This is a genomic window from Nocardioides lianchengensis (genome assembly GCF_900101465.1).
Classification (GTDB): Bacteria; Actinomycetota; Actinomycetes; order Propionibacteriales; family Nocardioidaceae; genus Nocardioides; species Nocardioides lianchengensis.
Genome location: NZ_FMZM01000006.1, coordinates 148,289 through 168,747, shown reverse-complemented (window position 1 = coordinate 168,747; position 20,459 = coordinate 148,289). Strand labels below are relative to the sequence as shown.

Below are 20,459 nucleotides of genomic sequence, written 5' to 3'. Positions count from 1 at the left end.
GGAACCGCCGGCAGGTGCCGGGGCACAGCGCGCAGTCGCTGCCCCGGCGCAGGTGGCGGTGGGCCGAGCGTGGGTGCCCGCAGCGGCACTCGGCCGCGTCGCTGCGCAGCGTACTGCGTGGCACGTCGTGTCTCCCCGGTCGTGGAACCTCGAACGGACGCCCCATTCGTCCGGAGGTCGAAACGTAGCATCAGGACACGTCCTTCACGGCGCGACTCCACTGTTGCAGCGCGCGGTAGGTCTCCGAGGGTCGCAGGTCCTCGTCGAGCAGCGTCCAGGACGCGGGATTCCAGGGCGTCGGGTGCAGGTAGTACCACGACAGCACCTCGACGTACGGCGTGCAGGTGACCGCCCCGAGCGCCTCGCCCAGGTACTCCGCGCGGGTGGCGTCGGGGACGCCGGCCGCCTCGCTCCACGCGGTGGTCGACCAGCCGAGCTCGCCGACGTAGATCGGGACGTCCCCGTCGCCGTGCTCGACCATCAGCGCGTGCACGTCGCGGTAGCCGAGCAGGCTCTCGTCGACCGTCCCGAAGGTGCCGCGGAACCGCGAGGCCGCAGCCCGCTCCAGCGGGGCCGCGCCGTCGGTGTAGGGGTGCAGCCCGAGCAGGTCGAACGGTCGCTCGCTGCCGAGTGCCTCGTAGGTCCGGGTCAGGAAGCCGAGGTCGTTGCCCGCCAGGCCGCCGCTGACGACCAGGACGCCCGGGTCGGCCGCGCGCACCGCGTCGTACGTCGTGGTCAGCAGGCGGGCGAAGGCCGCCGGGTCCGGACCGGTGGCCCAGAAGTCGGCGCTGTTGGGCTCGGTCCACGCCTCGAGGAACGCCGCGCGCCCGTCGAGGTGGTCCACGACGTCCGTCACGAACCGGGACCAGCGGGCGAGCTCGACCGTCGACAGGGGCGGACGCCAGCCGGTCGGCCCGACCAGGTCGAGCGGCCCCGTCCGGGCCCACTCCGGGAGACCGGAGAGCTGCACCCGCACCGTGAGGCCGCGCGCCCGGGCGGCGTCGACGACCCGGTCGAGACCGGACCAGTCGTAGCCCCCGGCCCGCGTGGGGCGAGCCATCTGCCAGGACACCCCGGTCGACACGACCGACGCGCCGGCGTCCACGGCCCGCGCCACCAGCTGCTCCACCTCGGCCTGCGACAGCAGCGGGCGGGCCGGGTCGCCGGTGGCCGCCTGCACGCCGAGGTCGACCAGCGGACCCGGGCGGGTCGACGTCGGCGGGCAGGCGACGGCGTCCGGGACCGGCTCGGCCTGCGATCCGGAGGACCCGCCGCGGGCCGCGACGACGCCGAAGGCCACCGCCACGACCAGGACCACGGCGGCGGACGCGAAGGCCCAGCTCGCGGCGCCCCGCTCGGAGTGCGCACGAGCCCGACCGGGCAGCGCCGGCAGCTGCCAGGGCAGTCCGCCGAGCGCTCCGCGCACGAGAGGTACGGCGAGCAGCGCCTCGAGGGCGATCGCGGCCAGCCAGCCCGCGGCCAGCCCGGGACCGCCGCCGACCACGCCGCCGACGGCCGCGCCGGTCACCTCGAGCACGACCGCGCCACCGGCCAGCCGGGTGGCCAGCGCGAACCGGCGCTCGACCCGCCACAGCGCGACCAGGTGGTCCTTGACGACCATCCACAGCCCGGCCGGCACGAGCAGCGCGAGCAGGATCCAGGACTCCTCGGCGTACCCGTCTCCGAAGACGTGCAGGGCCGGTCGGCCGAGCACCCAGGCTCCCAGGCAGAGCAGCAGACTGAGCCCCAGCGAGGCGGGCAGGGTGGTGGACATGCTGGCGCGGAGCTCCTCGGGAGTGACCCGCGAGCCGTGCGCGAAGAGCGCGACCGCGAGCAGGTACGGCGGCAGGAAGACGAAGGTGGCCACCAGCCAGGCGATCGCGAACTCGGCGTTGCCGACCGACGACAGGGTGAGCGCCGCGACGACCGGCATCAGCTGCGGGCCCGCGGCGAGGGAGAGGTTGAGGCCGTGGTGCCGCAGCGCGGCCCGGCCGTACGACGTGACGTCGGCGCCGAGCGCCGGTCCGCCGGCGGCTCGGGGCAGCCGGAGGGCGAGGAGCGCGCCGCCGATCGAGACCAGCAGGGGCAGCACCCAGCAGACCATCAGCACGGTCGCGTCGCGGACGCCGCCGAGCAGCAGCGCGGCGGCCAGCGGGAACCGGAGGCCGGCCGCGACCGTGTTGCGGACGACCTGGACGCGGGAGCGGCGCAGGCCGAGGACGGCCTCGTCGAGGACGACGGCCCAGCCGGCGGCCACGACGCCCGCGACGAGCACCGGGGCACCGATGCCGTCCACGGCCGCACGCAGGTTGTCGCCCAACGCTCCCCCCTGACCGAGGACGGCCACCAGACCCCCGACGAGCGTGCCGGCGACCGCGACCGCGGCCAGCGCCCGCAGCACCAGCTGGCGCTGGCGTCCCGGCACGTGCCGCGGGAGCTCGGCGATCAGCAGGGTGCCGAGCCCGAGGGCCGTGGCCGTGCCGAGCAGGGTCTGGGTGCTGATCGCCGCCGCGGCGACGCCGACCTCGTGGCCCGGGACCAGCCGGGCCACCATGACCCAGAAGAGCAGGCCGAGGGCGGTGCCGATCACCTGGGCGCCCAACAGCGAGCGGAACGGGGCCAGGATCCCGCTGTCGGTCCGGGCCCTCACGAGAGCGTCCCGGTGACGGGCGGCGGGAGCGGCTGGTCGGGCAGCTGGTGCTCCCACGCGGCGCGGGTCGCCACGCCGGTCGCGGCGAGCAGCACCACGGCCGCGACCACGACCGGCCAGGGCACCCGCGGGACCCGCGGGCGGGCCGGCAGCCCGGCCAGCACGAGCACCCCGGCGAGCAGGACCAGCGACCCCGCGACCGGGGGCATCCCCAGCTGCACGCCGGCGGCGCCGACGAGCATCAGGGCGGGCAGGGCGAGCAGCAGGCAGGCCAGGTCGACGCGCCGGCGGACGACCAGCAGCAGGCCGACCAGCAGCAGGACGGCCGCCGCGCCGGCCTGGGCCGGGTTCCAGGACCCGGGCAGCCCGGGCGGCTCGCGGTCGGCCCAGGTCTGGGGCTCGCCGCGCAGCGAGCGGACGTCGTACACCCGGATCGGGCCGTCGAGCACCAGGTCGAAGCCGGGGGTGATCGCGAACTTGGTGATGCTGACCGGGTCGACGGTGACGGCGCCCGGGCCGAACGACGAGCCGGCCTCGAAGAACGAGCCGGAGCGCACGGTCTGGCCGGCGAGTCGGGTGTCGACCACGACGAAATCGACCTCGCCCTCCCGGAGCAGGCCGAGCTCGGCGTCGGTCAGCCAGCGGGCCGCGAAGACCGGCGTGGTGTTGACCGACCCGTCGGCGCCCGTCACGGGCAGCACCGGGGCGAAGTTGGGCAGCACCCGGTCCAGCGTCGTGTCCGAGGCGATCCGCGAGCCCGCGGGCAGGTAGGTGCCGGCCCACTCCCCCACGGCGACCGCCTCGGAGTCGACCGAGCGCTGCTCGGCGCCGGCGACGTACGGGCCGGGGACCCGCTGCCAGTCCGGGCCGCTGCCGAGGATCGTGCCGCCGAGCACCAGCACCACCGCACCCGCCGTGACCAGCCCCCGCAGCTGGCCGGACCGCGACGCGACCCAGATCCCGACGACCAGGGCCAGTCCGAGGCCGACGAAGGTGGAGGCCCGGTCCGCGACCTCGGAGGCCGTCGGCGAGAAGCGCGCGAGCGGCAGCGCCGGGTAGACGACCGCCAGCCCGAGCGGCAGCAGCCGCACCGGCCGGCCCGACAGCGTCTGTCCCCGGAGGCCGGCCCAGGCGGCCGGCACGAGCAGCAGGCACCACAGCAGGATCGCCGCGGCCATCACACCGACCTGCCAGACCGGAGCCGGGTCGCCGCCACCGTCGGCGAGCAGCTGGCGGCCCGTGTCGAGCTCAAGGAGCGCGCGGACCTCCACCCCCGCGGTCTCGAAGACCGGCCCGAGGTACGACGCCAGCAGCGGCACGACCAGCGCGGTCCAGCCAGCGGTGACCAGGGCCGCCAGCGCGACCGTCGTCCCCGCTAGCCGGGCTCGACGCCGCTCGCGGCCGACCAGGTGCAGCAGGGCCAGTGCGGCGAGACCGAGGAGGGCCAGCCAGGAGGTCAGGTGATGCGTGACGGTCAGCGCGGCCAGGCACGCCTGGGCGGCGACCAGCGGCAGCCAGGGCCAGCGAGCGGGGTCGTCGTACGCGCGGAGCAGGAAGGCGGCCGCGGCGACGAGCAGCGCGACCGCGACCGTCTGGTAGCTGTACTGGGCGTTGAAGAAGTAGAACTGCGAGGTCGCGGCGTAGAGCAGCACGACCGTGGAGCCGACCCGGGTCGAGCCGCCGACCCGGCTGGCCAGCGCGAAGAGCGCCACCACGAAGGCGGCGCGGGCGAGCAGCACCACAGCGACCTGGCAGACCATCAGCGGGAGCCCGGTCAGCCAGGCCACCGCCGCCGTGGCCAGCTCCAGGCCCGGGTAGTGCGGGCTCACCGGCAGCATCGGGTTCGACGCGAACCAGCCGTCGCCTCCGGTCAGGCCGAGCAGGGTGGTGACGTGCAACGACTCGTCGAAGCGGGTGGCCAGCACCGGGTTCGAGAGCAGGTACGACGCGTGCAGCAGCAGGGTCAGCGCGAGCGACCCGGCCATCCGCTGGGTGCCGCTCAGCCCGCGGCCGGTGAGCACCGGCGCGAAGACAGCCACCAGCAGGACGAGGCCGCCGTACCAGGCGAGCAGGGCGGGGCCGGTCGAGCCGGCCCAGCCCAGCGCGTAGCCGACCGCCTGCAGCAGCAGCGCGGCCGAGCCCGCCAGGGTCGCCAGGGCGACCGGCCGGCGCACGCGGGACGGCGCGGCAGGCGGGGGCGCCGGCCGCTCCAGGGTCAGCGTCATGCAGCCCTCACGGGGATGGGGCCCGCGCCGGCCGGCAGCACCTCGGAGTAGAGATCGGCCAGCGCGGTGGCGCAGCCCTCCCAGGTCGGCAGCTCGGCCGGTCCGGGGACGACCGGGGCGGTCAGCTGGGCGTCCAGCGCCGCCGCCACGGCTGCGGGGCCGGCCGCGGGATCCAGGCCCACGGCCCAGCCCCGGTCGGCGAGCTCGGTCAGGCCGGAGGTCCGACTGACCACGACGGGCCGACCGGCGACCAGCGCCTCCATGACGGCCACCGGGTGCGCCTCGTAGTCGCTGAGCAGCGCCACCACGCCGGCGTGGGCCAGCGCGTCGGCCATCGCGACCCGGTCGACGGGCGGCACCAGCCGCACGCTGACCCGGTCGGCGACCCCCAGCCGCGCGGCCAGGGCCAGCAGCTCGGCCTCGTAGGGGCCGCTGCCGAGGATCTCGACCCGGGCCCCGGGACGGGTCTCCAGCAGGTGCGGCAGCGCCTCGATCACCCGGTGGTGCCCCTTGTAGCGCTCCAGGCGTCCGGCGCTGACCACCAGGTCGGGCTCCGGCTCGACGATCTCGTGCACCGGGGGCAGGGCGCCGCCGTTGCGGACCAGCCGGACCCGCGGCTCGGGACCGACGACCTCCTGGAAGCGGGCGACCTCGAAGTCGGAGACACCGACCAGCGCGCGAGCCCGGCGCAGCAGCGGCGCGAGCAGCCGGAACTGGGTGCCGCGCGCCCGGGAGCGGAAGGTCGAGGACGACCCGCCGCTGTGGAAGGTGAGCACGAACGGCGTACGCCGCAGCACCGCGGCCAGCATGGCCAGCGGCGGCACCAGGGTGTGGATGCCCTGGACGTGCACCAGGTCGGCCCGGGTGCGCAGGACGGCGAGGAAGAGACCGGGGCTGAGGTACCAGTCGCGGGTGCGCGGGTAGGCCCGGAAGCGACGGACGACGTACCCCTCGACGCGCTCGGCGCGGGGCAGCGTGCCGCTGCGGTCGGTGGTCAGCACCTCGACGTCGACGCCGGCCTCGGCCAGGCGTCGAGCCACCTCGGCGACGTGCGCCTCGATGCCGCCGATCTCGGGCTGGCTGCGGGCGGTGACCATCGCGACGCGGGTCGCGCCGGTCATGACGCGATGGAGACGTGGCGGCGCGCAGCGGCGCCGACCGGAGGCGGTACGGCGCGGGCGCGGGACCGGCGGTGCTCGGTGCGGACCGTGCGCAGCACCCGCAGCCCGTCGGAGACCGCGTGCAGGTTGCTCTCGCCGAAGATCCGGAGCCGCTCGACGCTGGGCACCTCGGTGATCGCGACCCGGGCCGCCGCGAAGCGGCAGTTGATCACGGTCTCGATCTCGAAGCCGTCGCCCCACAGCATCTTGCCGCTGGCCGGCCCCGGGACGTCCGGGTCGGGCAGGTCGAGCACCGGCAGCTGGTCGGCCCAGAAGGCGTTGTAGCCGTAGCAGAGGTCGCTGAAGGCGGTGCCGAACGCCCGGTTGGTCACGGCGTTGAGGAACTGGTTGCCGGCCCGCCGGACCGGCGTGATGTCGGCGCTGCCACCGCCGGCGCAGAAGCGACTGCCCTTGGCGAAGTCGGCGCCGGCCCGCAGGGCATCGACGAAGCGCGGGATCTCCGCGGGGTCGGCGCTGCCGTCGGCGTCGAACATCACGACGACGTCGCCCGTCACCCGGGCGAAGCCGGCCGCCAGGGCGTTGCCCTTGCCGCGGCGGACCTGGGTCACCACCTCGATCTCGGGCATCGCCTCCCGGCCGGCAGCGACGGTGCCGTCGACCGAGCCGCCGTCGACGAGGACGACCTGGTGCACCTCAGGCAGCTCGGGCAGCACCCGGGTGAGATTGCGGGCCTCGTTGAGAGCGGGGACCACCACGCTGATGCGCGGGTCGTCCGGTCGGTCCGTTCGTGGTCGGTGCGCGTGCGGCTGCATCTGGTCCAAGACCCCCCAAGGTCGCCATGGGGGTGCCACGGTCTTGACCCCCCGGTCGCGCCGACCGGGTTGCGACCGGCGCCACTAGACCCCTGCCCGACCTGGGTGGCCTTTACACACGATTCGACGTGCGACGGCTCACTTCAGTGAACATTTGTACCGCGAAATGCGCCCGGGGGTGTCCAGCAGGCTCAGCGGGTGAGCAGGGGATCCAGCGCGACCGCGACGAAGAGCAGCGTGAGGTAGAGGTTCGAGTGGTGGAACAGCCGCATCGGCTGGATCACCGAGAGGTCCTCGGTGCCCTTGGTCCGCTGCCACATCCGGTGCGCCTCGACCAGGAAGACCGCGCCCAGGACCGCGGCTGCGACCGGGTACACCGGCCCGGTGCTCGCGACCGGCCACAGCAGCAGCGAGGTCGCCACCATCACCCAGCTGTAGAGGACGATCTGCCGGCCGACCTCGCGGGCGGGCTTCACGACCGGCAGCATCGGGACGTCGACGTTCGCGTAGTCCTCGCGGTAGCGCAGGGCCAGCGCCCAGGTGTGCGGCGGCGTCCAGAAGAAGACCACCATGAAGAGCACGACCGGCGTCCAGGACAGCGACCCGGTGACGGCGGTCCAGCCGATCAGGGTCGGGAAGCAGCCGGCGATGCCGCCCCAGACGATGTTCTGGGTGGTGCGCCGCTTCAGCAGCATCGTGTAGCCGAAGACGTAGAACGCGATCGCGGTCACCGACAGCACGGCCGACAGCGCGTTGACGCCGAAGTACAGCACCACGGTCGAGAGGATGCCGAGCACGAACCCGAAGACCAGGGCCGCCCGGGGCGACACGATGTGCCGCGGCAGCGCCCGCCGACGGGTACGACGCATCTGCTCGTCGATGTCGCGGTCGTAGACGCAGTTGAAGACCGAGGCGGAGCCGGCGGAGAACGTGCCGCCGAGCACGGTCCACACGACGGCGTCGAGGTCGGGGACCCCACGGGCCGCGTAGAACATCACCGGCACGGTCGTCAGGAGCAGCAGCTCGATGACCCGCGGCTTGGTGAGGCCGACGTACGCCATCACGACGTCGCGGAGGGACGCGCGGGCTCCGGGCTCCCCCGGGTCGCTCTGCTGGGCTGCAGAGGCCGACTGGCCGACGTACGTCACAGGTGTCCTCAGCAGATCTCGGGAGCGTGGAGCGGGTGTGAGTCTATCGCGCGGCGTGAGTAGGCTCGGAGGTGCCTGATCACCCCGGAGAGGAACCCCGTGAGCACTGCTGCTGGACTGGACTGGACCGAGCTCGACGAGAAGGCCGTGGACACCGCGCGGGTGCTGGCGATGGATGCCGTGCAGCAGGTCGGCAACGGCCACCCCGGGACGGCCATGAGCCTGGCGCCTGCGGCGTACCTGCTCTTCCAGAAGGTCATGCGCCACGACCCGGCCGACCCGACCTGGATCGCCCGCGACCGCTTCGTGCTGTCGTGCGGTCACTCGAGCATCACGCTCTACACGCAGCTCTACCTCGGTGGCTTCGGCCTCGAGATCGAGGACATCAAGGCGCTGCGCACCTGGGGCTCGAAGACCCCCGGCCACCCCGAGCTCGGCCACACCGCCGGCGTCGAGGTGACCACCGGCCCGCTGGGCCAGGGCGTGGCCAACGCCGTCGGCATGGCCCTGTCGGCCCGCCGGGTGCACGGTCTGCTCGACCCGAAGGCCGCGCCGGGCGAGAGCCTCTTCGACCACCAGGTCTACGCGCTCTGCTCCGACGGCGACCTGCAGGAGGGCGTGAGCGGCGAGGCGAGCTCGATCGCCGGCACCCAGCAGCTCGGCAACCTCACGGTCATCTACGACCGCAACAAGATCTCGATCGAGGGCGACACCGACATCGCCTTCACCGAGGACGTCGCCGCGCGCTACGAGGCCTACGGCTGGCACGTCCAGACCGTCGACTGGACCAACGGCGGCAAGAAGTACGTCGAGGACGTCCCCGCGCTGTACGACGCCGTCCGCGCCGCGGCCGAGGTGACCGACAAGCCGTCGCTCATCGTGCTCGACACGATCATCGCCTGGCCCGCCCCGAACGCCCAGGGCACCGAGAAGGCCCACGGCTCCGCGCTCGGCGACGCCGAGGTCGCGGCCACCAAGGAGATCCTGGGCTGGGATCCGGAGCAGCGCTTCCAGGTCCCGCCCGAGGTCATCGAGCACACCCGCGCGCTGCGTACCCGCGGCTCCGACTGGGGCCGGGAGTGGGACGAGAAGTACGCCGCCTGGGCGAAGGCCAACCCCGAGGGTGAGCAGCTGCTCCACCGGCTGAAGAGCCGCGAGCTGCCCGAGGGCCTCGCCGACCTGCTGCCGACCTTCGAGGCCGACGCCAAGGGCGTGGCCACCCGGGCGGCCTCCGGCAAGGTCATCAACGCGCTGGCCGGCGCCCTGCCCGAGCTGTGGGGCGGCTCGGCCGACCTGGCCGGCTCCAACAACACCACGATCACCAGCGCCCCGTCGGTCGGCCCGGCCGTGGCCGAGGTCGGCGAGTGGTCGACCGACCCCTACCAGGGCCGCGTGCTCCACTTCGGCATCCGTGAGCACGGCATGGGCGCGATCATGAACGGCATCGCGGCCGACAAGCTGACCCGCGTCTTCGGCGGCACCTTCCTCACCTTCTCCGACTACATGCGCGGCTCGGTCCGCGTCGCGGCCCTCAGCAAGCTGGCCGTGACCTACGTCTGGACCCACGACTCCATCGGCCTCGGCGAGGACGGCCCGACCCACCAGCCGATCGAGCACCTGGCCGCGCTGCGGGCGATGCCGGGCCTCGACGTGATCCGCCCGGCCGACGCGAACGAGACGGCCGCCGCGTGGCTCGCCGTCCTGCACCACGTCGACCGGCCGTCCGCGCTGGTCCTGACCCGCCAGAACGTGCCGGTCTTCCCGCGCGGCACCGACGGCTTCGCCACCACCGACGACGTCGCCAAGGGCGGCTACGTCCTGGTCGACGCCGAGAGCGGCGACCCCGACGTCGTCCTGATCGGCACCGGCTCCGAGGTCCAGCTCGCCGTCGAGGCGCGCGAGCTCCTGGCCGCCGACGGCATCTCGGCGCGTGTGGTGTCGATGCCCTGCCAGGAGTGGTTCGAGGAGCAGTCGGTCGCCTACCGCGAGACCGTCATCCCGCCGACCATCAAGGCGCGCGTCGCCGTCGAGGCCGGCGTCAAGCAGGGCTGGCGCGAGTACGTCGGCGACCACGGCCGGATCGTCTCGATCGACCAGTACGGCGCGTCGGCCGACTACGCCCGCATCTACACCGAGTACGGCGTCACCGCGCAGGCCGTGGCCGACGCCGCCCGCGACAGCATCCGGGTCGCCACCGTCTGATCCGGCGTCCGACCCGCCGCACCCCACCAGCACCCACCTCAGGAGGAACCCATGAGTGACCGCTTGGAAGCGCTGGCCAACGCCGGCGTGTCGATCTGGCTCGACGACCTGTCCCGCGAGCGCATCGAGTCCGGCAACCTGGCCGACCTGGTCAAGGAGAAGTCGGTCGTGGGGGTGACCACCAACCCGACCATCTTCGCCGGCGCGATCGCCAACGGCGAGCGCTACGACGAGCAGGTCCGCAAGCTCGTCGCGGCCGGCGAGCCCGTCGACAAGGTGATCTTCGAGCTCACCACCGAGGACGTCCGCAACGCGTGCGACGTGCTCGCGCCGGTCGCCGAGCGCACCGCCGATGACGGCCGGGTCTCGATCGAGGTCGAGCCCGACCTGGCCAACGACACCGAGAAGACCATCGCCTCGGCGCAGGCCCTCTGGAAGGCCGTCGATCGGTCGAACGCGCTGATCAAGATCCCGGCGACCAAGGAGGGCCTGCCGGCCATCACCGCGGTCGTCGCCCAGGGCATCAGCGTCAACGTCACCCTGATCTTCGGCGAGCAGCGCTACCGCGAGGTCATGGACGCCTACCTCACGGGCCTGGAGCAGGCCCGCGACGCCGGCCTCGACCTCAGCGGCATCCGCTCGGTCGCCTCGTTCTTCATCAGCCGCATCGACACCGAGGTCGACGCCCGCCTCGACAAGATCGGCACCGACGAGGCGAAGGCGCTGAAGGGCAAGGGCGCCGTCGCCAACGCCCGCGTCGCGTACGCCGCCTTCACCGAGGTCCTGGCCAGCGACCGCTGGGCCGTCCTCGCCGAGGCCGGCGCGAACCCGCAGCGCCCACTGTGGGCGTCGACCGGGGTCAAGAACCCCGACTACTCCGACACCCTCTACGTCACCGACCTGGTCGTGGCCGACACCGTCAACACGATGCCGGAGAAGACCCTCGAGGCGTTCGCCGACCACGGCGAGGTGCACGGCGACCAGGTCACCGGCAAGGCCGACGAGGCCCGCCAGGTCCTCGACGAGCTGACCGCCGTCGGCATCGACTTCGAGAACGTCCTGTGGACGGTCGAGCAGGAGGGCGTCGACAAGTTCAAGAAGTCCTGGACCGAGCTCGTGGAGACCGTCGAGGGGCAGATGGAGAAGGCCCGCTCGTGAGAGACGCCCCGGTGGACCCGACCTCGACGGCCGCCTGGGGCCGCCTCACCGAGCTGGCTGAGGCCTACGAGCCCGACCTGCGCTCCTGGTTCGCCCAGGACGCGGGTCGGGTCGAGCGGCTCACCTTCGGGGCGGGCGACCTGGTCGTCGACCTCTCGAAGGCACTGCTCGACGCCGATGTCCTCGCCGCCCTGCTGGACCTGGCCGACGAGGTCGGCCTGGCCGAGCGACGGGAGGCGATGTTCCGCGGTGAGCACATCAACGTCACCGAGGACCGCGCCGTCCTGCACACCGCCCTGCGGCTGCTGCCCGACGCGACCCTCGTGGTCGACGGGCAGGACGTGGTCGCCGACGTGCACGAGGTGCTCGAGCGGGTCTACGCGTTCGCCGAGCAGGTCCGCAGCGGCGCCTGGACCGGCGTCACCGGCGAGCGGATCCGCACGGTCGTCAACATCGGGATCGGCGGCTCGGACCTCGGCCCGGTGATGGCCTACGAGGCACTGGCGGCCTACCGCCAGGACGGGCTGGAGTGCCGGTTCATCAGCAACATCGACCCGACCGACGCGGCCACGACGCTGTCCGGGCTGGACCCGGCCACGACCCTGTTCATCGTCTCGAGCAAGACCTTCGGCACCCTGGAGACGCTGACCAACGCGCGGCTGGCCAAGGCCTGGCTGCTCGAGGGCCTGACCGGTCAGGACGAGGCGGACGCCGTACGACGGCACTTCGTCGCGGTCTCGACCGCGCTCGACAAGGTCGCCGACTTCGGGATCGACCCCGCCAACGCGTTCGGCTTCTGGGACTGGGTCGGCGGCCGCTACTCGATGGATTCCGCGATCGGCACCTCGCTCGTGGTGGCGATCGGCCCGGACCGGTTCACCGAGCTGCTGGCCGGCTTCCACGCGATGGACGAGCACTTCCGCACCACCGAGACCGCGCACAACGTGCCGGCCCTGATGGGGCTGCTCAACGTCTGGTACACCAACTTCCTCGGCGCCCAGACCCACGCGGTGCTCCCGTACGCCCAGCTGCTGCACCGGTTCCCGGCCTACCTCCAGCAGCTGACCATGGAGTCGAACGGCAAGGGCGTGCGCTGGGACGGCACCCCGGTCACCGCCGACACCGGCGAGGTGTTCTGGGGCGAGCCCGGCACCAACGGCCAGCACGCGTTCTACCAGCTGATCCACCAGGGCACCCGGCTGATCCCGGCCGACTTCATCGCGTTCGCGAACCCGTCGTACCCCCTGCAGGACGGCGACACCGACGTGCACGAGCTGTTCCTCGCCAACTTCCTGGCCCAGACCCGGGCCCTGGCCTTCGGCAAGACCGCCGACGAGGTCCGGGCCGAGGGCACCGCGGAGGCCGTCGTACCGGCCCGGGTGTTCGAGGGCAACCGGCCGACGACCTCGATCATCGCCCCCGAGCTGACCCCGTCGGTCCTCGGTCAGCTGATCGCGCTCTACGAGCACCTCACCTTCGTGCAAGGCGTGGTCTGGGGCATCGACAGCTTCGACCAGTGGGGCGTCGAGCTCGGCAAGCAGCTGGCCCAGCAGGTCGGGCCGGCGATCGCCGGCGACGCCGACGCCCTCGCCGAGCAGGACGCGTCCACGCGCGCCCTGATCGCCTACTACCAGGAGCACCGGCGCCGATGACGCCTCCGCCTTACGTCAATCCGCTGCGCGACCCCGCCGACCGCCGCCTGCCCCGGATCGCCGGGCCGTGCGGTCTGGTCCTCTTCGGGGTGACCGGCGACCTGTCGCGCAAGAAGGTCATGCCGGCCATCTACGACCTGGCCAACCGGGGGCTGCTTCCCCCCGGGTTCAGCCTGGTCGGGTTCGCCCGCCGTGACTGGGCCGACCAGGACTTCGCCCAGATCGTCCACGACTCGGTGAAGGAGCACGCGCGCACCGAGTTCCGCGAAGAGGTCTGGCGCCAGCTCGCCGAGGGCATCCGCTTCGTGCCGGGCGCCTTCGACGACGACCAGGCCTTCGCCCAGCTGCGCCGGACCATCGAGGAGCTCGACGAGCTGCGCGGCACCGAGGGCAACCACGCCTTCTACCTCGCGATCCCGCCGGGCGCCTTCGGGCAGGTCGTCGGCCAGCTCGACGAGCACGGCTTGGCCCGGGCCTCCGACGGGTCCTGGCGGCGGGTGGTCATCGAGAAGCCGTTCGGTCACGACCTGGCCTCCGCCCAGGAGCTCGACCGGGTGCTGGCCGGGGTCTTCTCCGAGGACTCGGTCTTCCGGATCGACCACTACCTCGGCAAGGAGACGGTCCAGAACATCCTGGCCATCCGGTTCGCCAACGAGATGTTCGAGCCGCTCTGGAACGCCAACTACGTCGACCACGTGCAGATCACCATGGCCGAGGACGTCGGGATCGGCGGCCGCGCCGGCTACTACGACGGCATCGGCGCCGCTCGCGACGTGATCCAGAACCACCTGCTGCAGCTGATGGCCCTGGTCGCCATGGAGGAGCCGACGTCCTTCGACGCCGAGAGCCTGCGGATCGAGAAGCAGAAGGTGCTCTCGTCGGTGACGCTCCCCCGCCGCCTGGACCTCACCACCGCCCGCGGGCAGTACGCCGCCGGCTGGGCCGGGGGGCAGAAGGTGGGCGGCTTCCACGACGAGGACGGCGTCGCCGCCGACTCCACCACGGAGACGTACGCCGCCGTCACCCTGCACGTCGCCACCCGCCGCTGGGCCGGCGTGCCGTTCTACCTCCGCACCGGCAAGCGCCTCGGCCGTCGGGTCACCGAGGTCGCGGTCGTCTTCAAACGCGCCCCGCACCAGCCGTTCAGCGAGAACTCGACCGAGGAGCTGACCCAGAACGCCCTGGTGATCCGGGTCCAGCCCGACGAGGGCATGACCGTCCGGTTCGGCTCCAAGGTGCCCGGCACCCAGATGGAGATCCGCGACGTCAACATGGACTTCGTCTACGGCGGCACCTTCACCGAGTCGTCGCCGGAGGCCTACGAGCGGCTCATCCTCGACGTGCTGCTGGGCGACCCGCCGCTGTTCCCGCGCAGCGAGGAGGTCGAGCTGTCCTGGAAGATCCTCGACCCGATCCTCGAGGCGTGGGCCAAGAAGGGGACGCCGGAGCCGTACGCCTCCGGCGGCTGGGGACCCGAGTCGGCGGACAAGATGCTGGCCCGCGACGGCCGGACCTGGCGGAGGCCCTGATGATCGAGCTGCTGGACACCAACTCCTCCAAGATCGCGGCGGAGTTCCTGCGCGCCCGGACCCGGGCCGGCAGCCCCGCGATGGGCATGGTGATGACCCTGGTCATCGTGGTCGACGAGGACGACGCCGAGGACGCCATGCGGGTCGCCCGCGAGGCCGCCCACGAGCACCCCGCCCGGGTGCTCGGCGTGATCCTCGGCGACGCGCGCGGAGCGGGCGTCGTGAACGCCCAGGTCGGCACCGGCTCGGGCTGGACCGGCGAGACCGCGCTGATCCGGCTGAAGGGCGAGGTGGTCAAGCACCCGGAGTCCGTCGTACTGCCGCTGCTGCTGCCGGACTCGCCGGTCGCCGCGTGGTGGCCGACCGACCCGCCCGAGGACCCCGCCGCCGACCCGCTCGGCCGGCTCGCGCAGCGCCGGATCACCGACGCCGCCGGGGCGACCAAGGCCCGCACCAAGGCCATCCACGTGCAGTGCGCCCGCTACACGCGCGGCAACACCGACCTGGCCTGGACCCGGATCACCCCGTGGCGCGCCCTGCTCGCCGCGGCCCTCGACCAGCACCCGCTGAAGGTCACCGGCGCCTCGGTGGCGGGCGAGAAGGTGAGCCCGTCCGCCGACCTGCTGGTCGCCTGGCTGGCCCACCGGCTCCGGATCCCCGTCGAGCGGAGCACCACCGCGGGCCCCGGCATCACCGAGGTGGTGCTGGAGACCGCCGCGGGACCGATCCGGATCTCGCGCGCCGACGGCAAGAACGCGACCTTCGCGACCCCCGGTCGGCCGGACCGCCCGATCGCCCTGAAGCGGCGTGACCTGCCCCAGCTGCTCGCCGAGGAGCTGCGCCGCCTCGACGAGGACGACGTGTACGCCGCCACCGCCCGCTACCTGGCCCAGCAGGACCAGCAGACCGCGCCCACCCGGAAGAAGGCCTCGTCGTGACCGTCTCCCCCCGCATCGAGGTCCACCCGGACGCCGCCGACCTGGCCACCGCGGTGGCCGGCGAGCTGCTGTCCCGGCTGGCCGACGCCCAGGACGCCGGACGGGTCCCCCACGTCGGGCTGACCGGCGGCAGCATCGCGGAGGCGATCCACCGCGAGATCGCCCGCCTGTCCCCCGGCTCCGAGGTCGACTGGACCCGGGTCGTGGTCTGGTGGGGTGACGAGCGGTTCGTCGCCCCGGACTCCGCCGACCGCAACGCCGTCGACGCCCGTGCAGCGTTCCTCGACGCGCTGGGCGTCCCGGCCGAGCACGTGCACGAGATGCCGTCGACCGCCGACGCGCCGGACGTCGACGCCGCCGCCGCGTCGTACGCCGCCGAGCTGCGCGAGCACGGGGCCGGCCAGTTCGAGGTGCTGATGCTCGGCATGGGCCCCGACGGCCACGTCGCGTCGCTCTTCCCCGGTCACCCGGCGCTCGACGTCACCGGTCAGGTGGCGGTCGGGGTCACCGGCTCCCCCAAGCCGCCGCCCGAGCGGGTCACGCTGACCTTCGACGCGCTCAACCGCTCGGCGTCGGTGTGGTTCCTGGTCAGCGGCGAGGGCAAGGCCGAGGCGGTCGCCCGCGCCCACGCCGGCACCGCCGACGCGCCGGTCGACCCGCACGACGTCCCGGCGGCCGGCGTGACCGGCCAGGAGGAGACCATCTGGTTCCTCGACCGGGCCTCCGCGTCCCTGCTCTGACACGGATGGGGGCGCACCACCCGCGGCACGCGACGACCGACTCGCGGTGGATGCGCCGCCTGAGCCTCGCCGTCGTCCTGCCCCTGGCGGTCGTCACCCTCGCCGCGGTCGTGTGGCTGTGGCCCTCGGACGGACCTGACCGCGCCGACTCGGCCGCCGAGGAGTTCGCGGGCCTCGTGACCGGCCTGGACCGGCAGCCCTGCACCGAGGAGCTCAGCGACGACGTCAACGGCTGCGGCACCGCGACCGTCGAGCTGACCGAGGACGGCCAGACCCGGGAGCGCGACGTACCGCTGCCCAACGGCGCGGGCGCGCCTCGGGTCGCCGAGGGCGACCAGGTGGTGCTGATCGCGACCCCGGGGCCGGACGGGGCGTCGTACACGATCGTCGATCACCGGCGCGGCAGCCAGATGTGGGTCCTGGCGATCGCGTTCGCGCTGGCGGTGGTCGCGTTCGGCCGCTGGCGCGGCCTGCTCGCACTCGGGGGGCTCGCCGTGACCTTCGGGGTGCTCCTCGCCTTCGTCGTCCCCGCGATCCTGGCCGGCGAGTCACCGCTGCTCGTGGCCGTCGTCGGCTCCGCCCTGATCGCCCTGGTCGTCCTGTACCTCACCCACGGCCTCACGCTCTCGACGACGGTCGCGCTGGTCGGCACGCTCGGCAGCCTGGCGCTGACCGGGCTGCTCGGCTACGGCGCCGTCGCCGCGCTGCACCTCACCGGCGTCACCGACGACCTCTCCGCCTCCGTCGGTGACACCTACGGCGTCGACACCGCGGGCCTGCTGCTGGCCGGGATCGTGATCGGCTCGCTCGGCGTGCTCGACGACGTCACCATCACCCAGGCCGCCACCGTCGCCGAGGTCAAGCAGGCGGATCCGTCGTACGGCTTCCGGCAGCTCTACCGCGCCGGCAGCCGCGTCGGCCGGGCCCACGTCGCGTCGGTGGTCAACACCATCGTCCTGGCCTACGCCGGCTCCTCGCTGCCGCTGGTGATCCTCATCGTCGCCAGCAACGACTCGCTCGGCGGCGTCGTCACCAACCAGGTCATCGCGCAGGAGATCGTGCGCAGCGCGGTCGCGACCCTCGGCCTGGTCGCCGCGGTGCCGATGACCACGGCGCTGGCCGCGCTCACCCTCACCCGCGTCCGCTGAGATGACGAGGGCCGAGGGGCGTGCATGCGAGCGGTGCTCAGCGCGTGCGCTGGCAAGGCGGAGGAGGGAGACATGACGGAGTCATGGCGACCGACGACAACGCCGCCAGCGTGCGTGATGAGCACCGCGGAGCGTGCGATCCCTGGGACCTCGTCATCTGAGCCCCCGGCGGACGTCGGTCAGGAGGTCGGCGAACCTCCGGCCGGGCCACTCCGGAAGCTCGCAGCCACCCCGGTCGACAACCAGCTTCTGGGGGTGCCGGCCGTCGAGCAGGACGGCGGCGTCCGTCGTACCGTGGCGGCGCTCGGGGCGCGAGGCGACCAGCACCCGCAGACCCGCGGGCAGGGCCGTGCGGACCTCGGCGAGCGTGGGGTGCGGATCCTCTCGGAGCGGTGTCCCGTCGAGTCGCAGTGCCTCGGTCCCCCGGGGCAGCGACACGTCGACCGCGGGTCCGTGCACGACTCCCTCGCCGTCCTTGAGCACCTGCAGGACGCTCACGCGCACCAGCACCGTGCGGTGCCGCACCGGACCGTGCCAGGCGGCCGTCACGCGGTCCGGCCCGGCCGCGACCCGCTCGATCACGCCGACCAGGACCACCGGCTGGTCCGCGACCAGGCGCCGCGGCGTGCGCCAGGCGATCCCGTGCACCCCCTCGCGCAGCCGTCCCAGCACGTCGGTCCCCTCACTGCCCATGCACGGCTCCCTCGTCCCGGGCGAACTCACCGGTACCGACGATGACCCGTCGGCACCGCTCGCACACCCGACCGGCGAGGACGACGCCGGGAGTTGGCACGCGGATGACAAGTTCTCGGGACTTTGGTCCCGAGAAGTCCCGATCCGGCGGCTTCACCTCAACGCGTGACGGACGCCACCGATGGTCCCGGCATGCCGACCACCCTCCGCCCGACCGGCGTCGAGCGCACCTTCGGGGCCGACGAGGTCATCGTGACCAAGACCGACCTCCAGGGCCGGATCACCTACGCCAACGACGTCTTCTGCCGCGTCTCGGCCTACCCCGAGAGCGAGATGCTCGGCAGTCCGCACAACATGATCCGCCACCCCGAGATGCCCCGCGGCGTCTTCCGGCTCCTCTGGCAGACCCTCGCCGAGGGCCGGGAGATCTTCGCCTACGTCGTGAACCTGGCCGGCGACGGCGCTCACTACTGGGTGCTCGCGCACGTCACCCCCAGTCTCGATGCCGCGGGCCGGGTGGTGGGCTACCACTCCAACCGTCGGCTCCCCGACCCGCAGGCGATCCGAGCCGTGCAGCCGGTCTACCAGCGGATGCTGCTCGAGGAGCGTCGCTTCACGAAGGCCCCCGAGGCCGCGGCCGCAGGTCTGGCCCTGCTGGAGTCCCACCTCGCAGAGCTCGGCACGTCGTACGACGAGCTGGTGTGGAGCCTGACCTCGCGGTGCGCGGCATGAAGCGCCGCCGCGCGAGCGGTCCCGACGCCGCCGCCGTGCACGCCGCGGCCGTCTCCGAGTGGCTGCGCACCTGCCGCGCCGCGGCCGACGGTGACCTGGAGGTGCGGGCGGCCGCCGTACCCGGCACGGACGGGCATCCGGACCTGCTGGAGCTGCGCACCGCGCTCAACCGGCTGCTCGACCGCACCGACGCCTACGTGCGCGAGTCCGCCGCCTCGCTGGAGGCGGCCAGCGCCGGCCGCTTCTACCGACGGTTCCTGGCGGCCGGCACCCGCGGTGTCTTCCGCGCCGGCGCCGTCACCATCAACGCCGCGACGGCCGAGATGGCGGCGACCCAAGAACGCCTGGACGCCGCGACCGCCCGACGCCTCGAGCTCGCCGACCGGCTGGAGCAGACCGTCGCCCAGGTCGCCGAGCAGCTGGCCGCCGCCGCGACCGAGCTGAGCGCCACCGCCGCGGGACTCTCCGACTCGGCCCGCCACGCGGTCACCCAGTCCGACGAGGCCGGCACGACCGTGCGCGGTCTGGAGGCGGCGTCCACCGAGATCCAGGACGTCGTCCAGGTGATCTCCTCGATCGCCGCCCAGACCCGGCTGCTGGCCCTCAACGCCACCATCGAGGCGGCCCGCGCCGGCGAGACCGGCCGTGGCTTCGCGGTCGTGGCCACCGAGGTGAAGTCGCTCGCCGACTCCACCGCCCGCTCGACCGAGCGGATCACCGAGCAGGTGCAGGCCATGCAGGAGGCCGCGGTCGCCAGCACCGCGGCGATGGGCACCGTGGAGACCACGGTCCGTGAGATGTCCCCGATGGTCGACGCCGTCTGGGTCGCCGTCGACGGCAGCCAGAGCACGGCCGCGGGGGTGGACGCCGGTCCGATGCAGGGCCTGGCCGAGCTGGCCGAGCTGCTGCGGGCCGAGGTCGGCGAGTTCGTGGACGAGCTGCGGAGCTGAGGAACTGCTCGCGGGAACAGGATCAGGTCTCGACACGCGGGTCGCGACTTCGTGCCTCAGTCGCGCCGCTCGCTCGACCACCAACGACGAGTCCGCTGGCGCGTCCTCGTCAAAAGATCAGGTCGCCGGACTTGCGGCGCGAACGCAGCAGCTGGAGCGCCTCGTCCAGGATGTCCTGGGCCTCCTGGTCGGAGCGACGCTCCTTCACGTAGGCCAGGTGCGTCTTGTAGGGCTCGATCTTCGTCGCCGGCGGCGCGTTCTCCGAGTCACGCCCGGCCGGCAGGCCGCACTTGGGACAGTCCCACGAGTCCGGGACGACCGCCTCGACGGCGAACGTCACCACGGCACTGTGGCCGCGCGAGCAGAAGTACGACACGGCCTGCCGCGGGGCAGCCTCGCCACGCTCCGCCTCGCCCATCGGGCCGGCACCGACCCGACTTCCACGAATGGCGTTTCCTCCACCAGCCACTACGACGGTGTCCTGTCTCTTCGAGGGGATCCCGAGGGGGAACTGATCAGGGGTAAGCGAGCAGCAGGCCGAGCGCGATCACGGTGGCGAACCAGATGACGCCGATCCCGACCGTGAGCCGGTCGAGGTTCCGCTCGGCGACAGAGGAGCCGCCCAGGGAGCTGGAGACGCCGCCGCCGAACATGTCGGAGAGGCCACCTCCGCGACCCTTGTGCAGGAGCACCATGAGGATCATCAGGCCGCTCGTGATCATGAGCACGACAGTGAAGACGGTAGTCACGGGGCGAAATCC

The 20,459-nt window shown here is 73.3% G+C and carries 17 protein-coding genes; 9 read left to right on the top strand and 8 right to left on the bottom strand.

Annotation, left to right across the window (positions count from 1 at the left end; all coding sequences use genetic code 11):
- Nucleotides 1-190: 190 nt before the first annotated feature.
- From BLT76_RS12495 to BLT76_RS12475, 5 genes are all read right to left on the bottom strand, one after another.
- Nucleotides 191-2,650, bottom strand: a complete 2,460-nt coding sequence (locus BLT76_RS12495; protein WP_090856145.1) for a hypothetical protein — start codon at nt 2,648-2,650, stop codon at nt 191-193.
- Nucleotides 2,647-4,875: a hypothetical protein gene (locus BLT76_RS12490; protein WP_090856142.1), complete on the bottom strand. Its 2,229-nt coding sequence runs from the start codon at nt 4,873-4,875 to the stop codon at nt 2,647-2,649. Before BLT76_RS12490 ends, BLT76_RS12495 begins: the two co-directional genes overlap by 4 nt.
- A complete protein-coding gene (locus BLT76_RS12485; RefSeq protein WP_090856139.1) occupies nt 4,872-5,996 on the bottom strand; it encodes a glycosyltransferase family 4 protein in 1,125 nt (374 codons plus the stop codon). The genes BLT76_RS12490 and BLT76_RS12485 overlap by 4 nt, the downstream gene beginning before the upstream one ends.
- Nucleotides 5,993-6,808, bottom strand: a complete 816-nt coding sequence (locus BLT76_RS12480; protein WP_090856136.1) for a glycosyltransferase family 2 protein — start codon at nt 6,806-6,808, stop codon at nt 5,993-5,995. The genes BLT76_RS12485 and BLT76_RS12480 overlap by 4 nt, the downstream gene beginning before the upstream one ends.
- A gap of 191 nt (nt 6,809-6,999) precedes the next feature.
- Nucleotides 7,000-7,956 (bottom strand): heme o synthase, encoded by a 957-nt coding sequence (locus BLT76_RS12475; protein ID WP_090856133.1) that lies wholly within the window; start codon nt 7,954-7,956, stop codon nt 7,000-7,002.
- 99 nt (nt 7,957-8,055) lie between these two features.
- Between BLT76_RS12475 and tkt the strand changes: the two genes are divergently transcribed.
- The 7 genes from tkt to BLT76_RS12440 are packed head-to-tail and all read left to right on the top strand — an operon-like array spanning nt 8,056 to nt 17,323.
- Complete coding sequence (tkt, locus tag BLT76_RS12470) at nt 8,056-10,158, top strand: transketolase (RefSeq protein WP_280139641.1); 2,103 nt, start codon at nt 8,056-8,058, stop codon at nt 10,156-10,158.
- Between the two features lie 51 nt (nt 10,159-10,209).
- A complete protein-coding gene (gene tal, locus BLT76_RS12465; protein ID WP_090856127.1) occupies nt 10,210-11,316 on the top strand; it encodes a transaldolase in 1,107 nt (368 codons plus the stop codon).
- Complete coding sequence (gene pgi / locus BLT76_RS12460) at nt 11,313-12,968, top strand: glucose-6-phosphate isomerase (RefSeq protein WP_090856124.1); 1,656 nt, start codon at nt 11,313-11,315, stop codon at nt 12,966-12,968. Before tal ends, pgi begins: the two co-directional genes overlap by 4 nt.
- Nucleotides 12,965-14,497, top strand: a complete 1,533-nt coding sequence (zwf, locus tag BLT76_RS12455; RefSeq protein WP_090856121.1) for a glucose-6-phosphate dehydrogenase — start codon at nt 12,965-12,967, stop codon at nt 14,495-14,497. Before pgi ends, zwf begins: the two co-directional genes overlap by 4 nt.
- The gene (locus BLT76_RS12450; protein WP_090856119.1) at nt 14,497-15,435 is read left to right on the top strand and encodes a glucose-6-phosphate dehydrogenase assembly protein OpcA; all 939 of its coding nucleotides are present in this window, start codon (nt 14,497-14,499) and stop codon (nt 15,433-15,435) included. Before zwf ends, BLT76_RS12450 begins: the two co-directional genes overlap by 1 nt.
- Nucleotides 15,432-16,175, top strand: a complete 744-nt coding sequence (pgl, locus tag BLT76_RS12445; RefSeq protein WP_090856117.1) for a 6-phosphogluconolactonase — start codon at nt 15,432-15,434, stop codon at nt 16,173-16,175. The genes BLT76_RS12450 and pgl overlap by 4 nt, the downstream gene beginning before the upstream one ends.
- Nucleotides 16,176-16,225: 50 nt before the next feature.
- Nucleotides 16,226-17,323, top strand: coding sequence for a YibE/F family protein (locus BLT76_RS12440; RefSeq protein ID WP_090856618.1), 1,098 nt, complete (start codon nt 16,226-16,228; stop codon nt 17,321-17,323).
- A 153-nt stretch (nt 17,324-17,476) separates the two neighbouring features.
- On the opposite strand, the gene BLT76_RS12435 is transcribed toward BLT76_RS12440, so the two are convergent.
- On the bottom strand, nt 17,477-18,016 hold the full coding sequence (locus BLT76_RS12435; RefSeq protein ID WP_090856115.1) for a hypothetical protein: 540 nt from the start codon (nt 18,014-18,016) through the stop codon (nt 17,477-17,479).
- 192 nt (nt 18,017-18,208) lie between these two features.
- Here BLT76_RS12435 and BLT76_RS12430 point away from each other — a divergent pair, with 192 nt between their 5' ends.
- On the top strand, nt 18,209-18,748 hold the full coding sequence (locus BLT76_RS12430) for a PAS domain-containing protein (protein WP_090856615.1): 540 nt from the start codon (nt 18,209-18,211) through the stop codon (nt 18,746-18,748).
- Nucleotides 18,718-19,698: a methyl-accepting chemotaxis protein gene (locus BLT76_RS26585; RefSeq protein ID WP_090856113.1), complete on the top strand. Its 981-nt coding sequence runs from the start codon at nt 18,718-18,720 to the stop codon at nt 19,696-19,698. Before BLT76_RS12430 ends, BLT76_RS26585 begins: the two co-directional genes overlap by 31 nt.
- Before the next feature lie 109 nt (nt 19,699-19,807).
- On the opposite strand, the gene BLT76_RS12420 is transcribed toward BLT76_RS26585, so the two are convergent.
- Nucleotides 19,808-20,167: an RNA polymerase-binding protein RbpA gene (locus tag BLT76_RS12420; RefSeq protein WP_090856111.1), complete on the bottom strand. Its 360-nt coding sequence runs from the start codon at nt 20,165-20,167 to the stop codon at nt 19,808-19,810.
- Nucleotides 20,168-20,213: 46 nt separating this feature from the next.
- Nucleotides 20,214-20,447: a preprotein translocase subunit SecG gene (gene secG, locus BLT76_RS12415; protein WP_090856108.1), complete on the bottom strand. Its 234-nt coding sequence runs from the start codon at nt 20,445-20,447 to the stop codon at nt 20,214-20,216.
- Nucleotides 20,448-20,459: the final 12 nt, after the last annotated feature.

Excerpts from the sequence above, each read along its gene's own strand:
- BLT76_RS12490 (WP_090856142.1), bottom strand. The coding sequence starts at position 4,875 with ATGACGCTGACCCTGGAGCGGCCGGCGCCCCCGCCTGCCGCGCCGTCC.
- BLT76_RS12485 (WP_090856139.1), bottom strand. The coding sequence starts at position 5,996 with ATGACCGGCGCGACCCGCGTCGCGATGGTCACCGCCCGCAGCCAGCCC.
- BLT76_RS12480 (WP_090856136.1), bottom strand. The coding sequence starts at position 6,808 with ATGCAGCCGCACGCGCACCGACCACGAACGGACCGACCGGACGACCCG.
- tal (WP_090856127.1), top strand. The coding sequence starts at position 10,210 with ATGAGTGACCGCTTGGAAGCGCTGGCCAACGCCGGCGTGTCGATCTGG.
- zwf (WP_090856121.1), top strand. The coding sequence starts at position 12,965 with ATGACGCCTCCGCCTTACGTCAATCCGCTGCGCGACCCCGCCGACCGC.
- BLT76_RS12450 (WP_090856119.1), top strand. The coding sequence starts at position 14,497 with ATGATCGAGCTGCTGGACACCAACTCCTCCAAGATCGCGGCGGAGTTC.
- BLT76_RS12440 (WP_090856618.1), top strand. The coding sequence starts at position 16,226 with ATGCGCCGCCTGAGCCTCGCCGTCGTCCTGCCCCTGGCGGTCGTCACC.
- BLT76_RS12435 (WP_090856115.1), bottom strand. The coding sequence starts at position 18,016 with ATGGGCAGTGAGGGGACCGACGTGCTGGGACGGCTGCGCGAGGGGGTG.
- BLT76_RS12430 (WP_090856615.1), top strand. The coding sequence starts at position 18,209 with ATGCCGACCACCCTCCGCCCGACCGGCGTCGAGCGCACCTTCGGGGCC.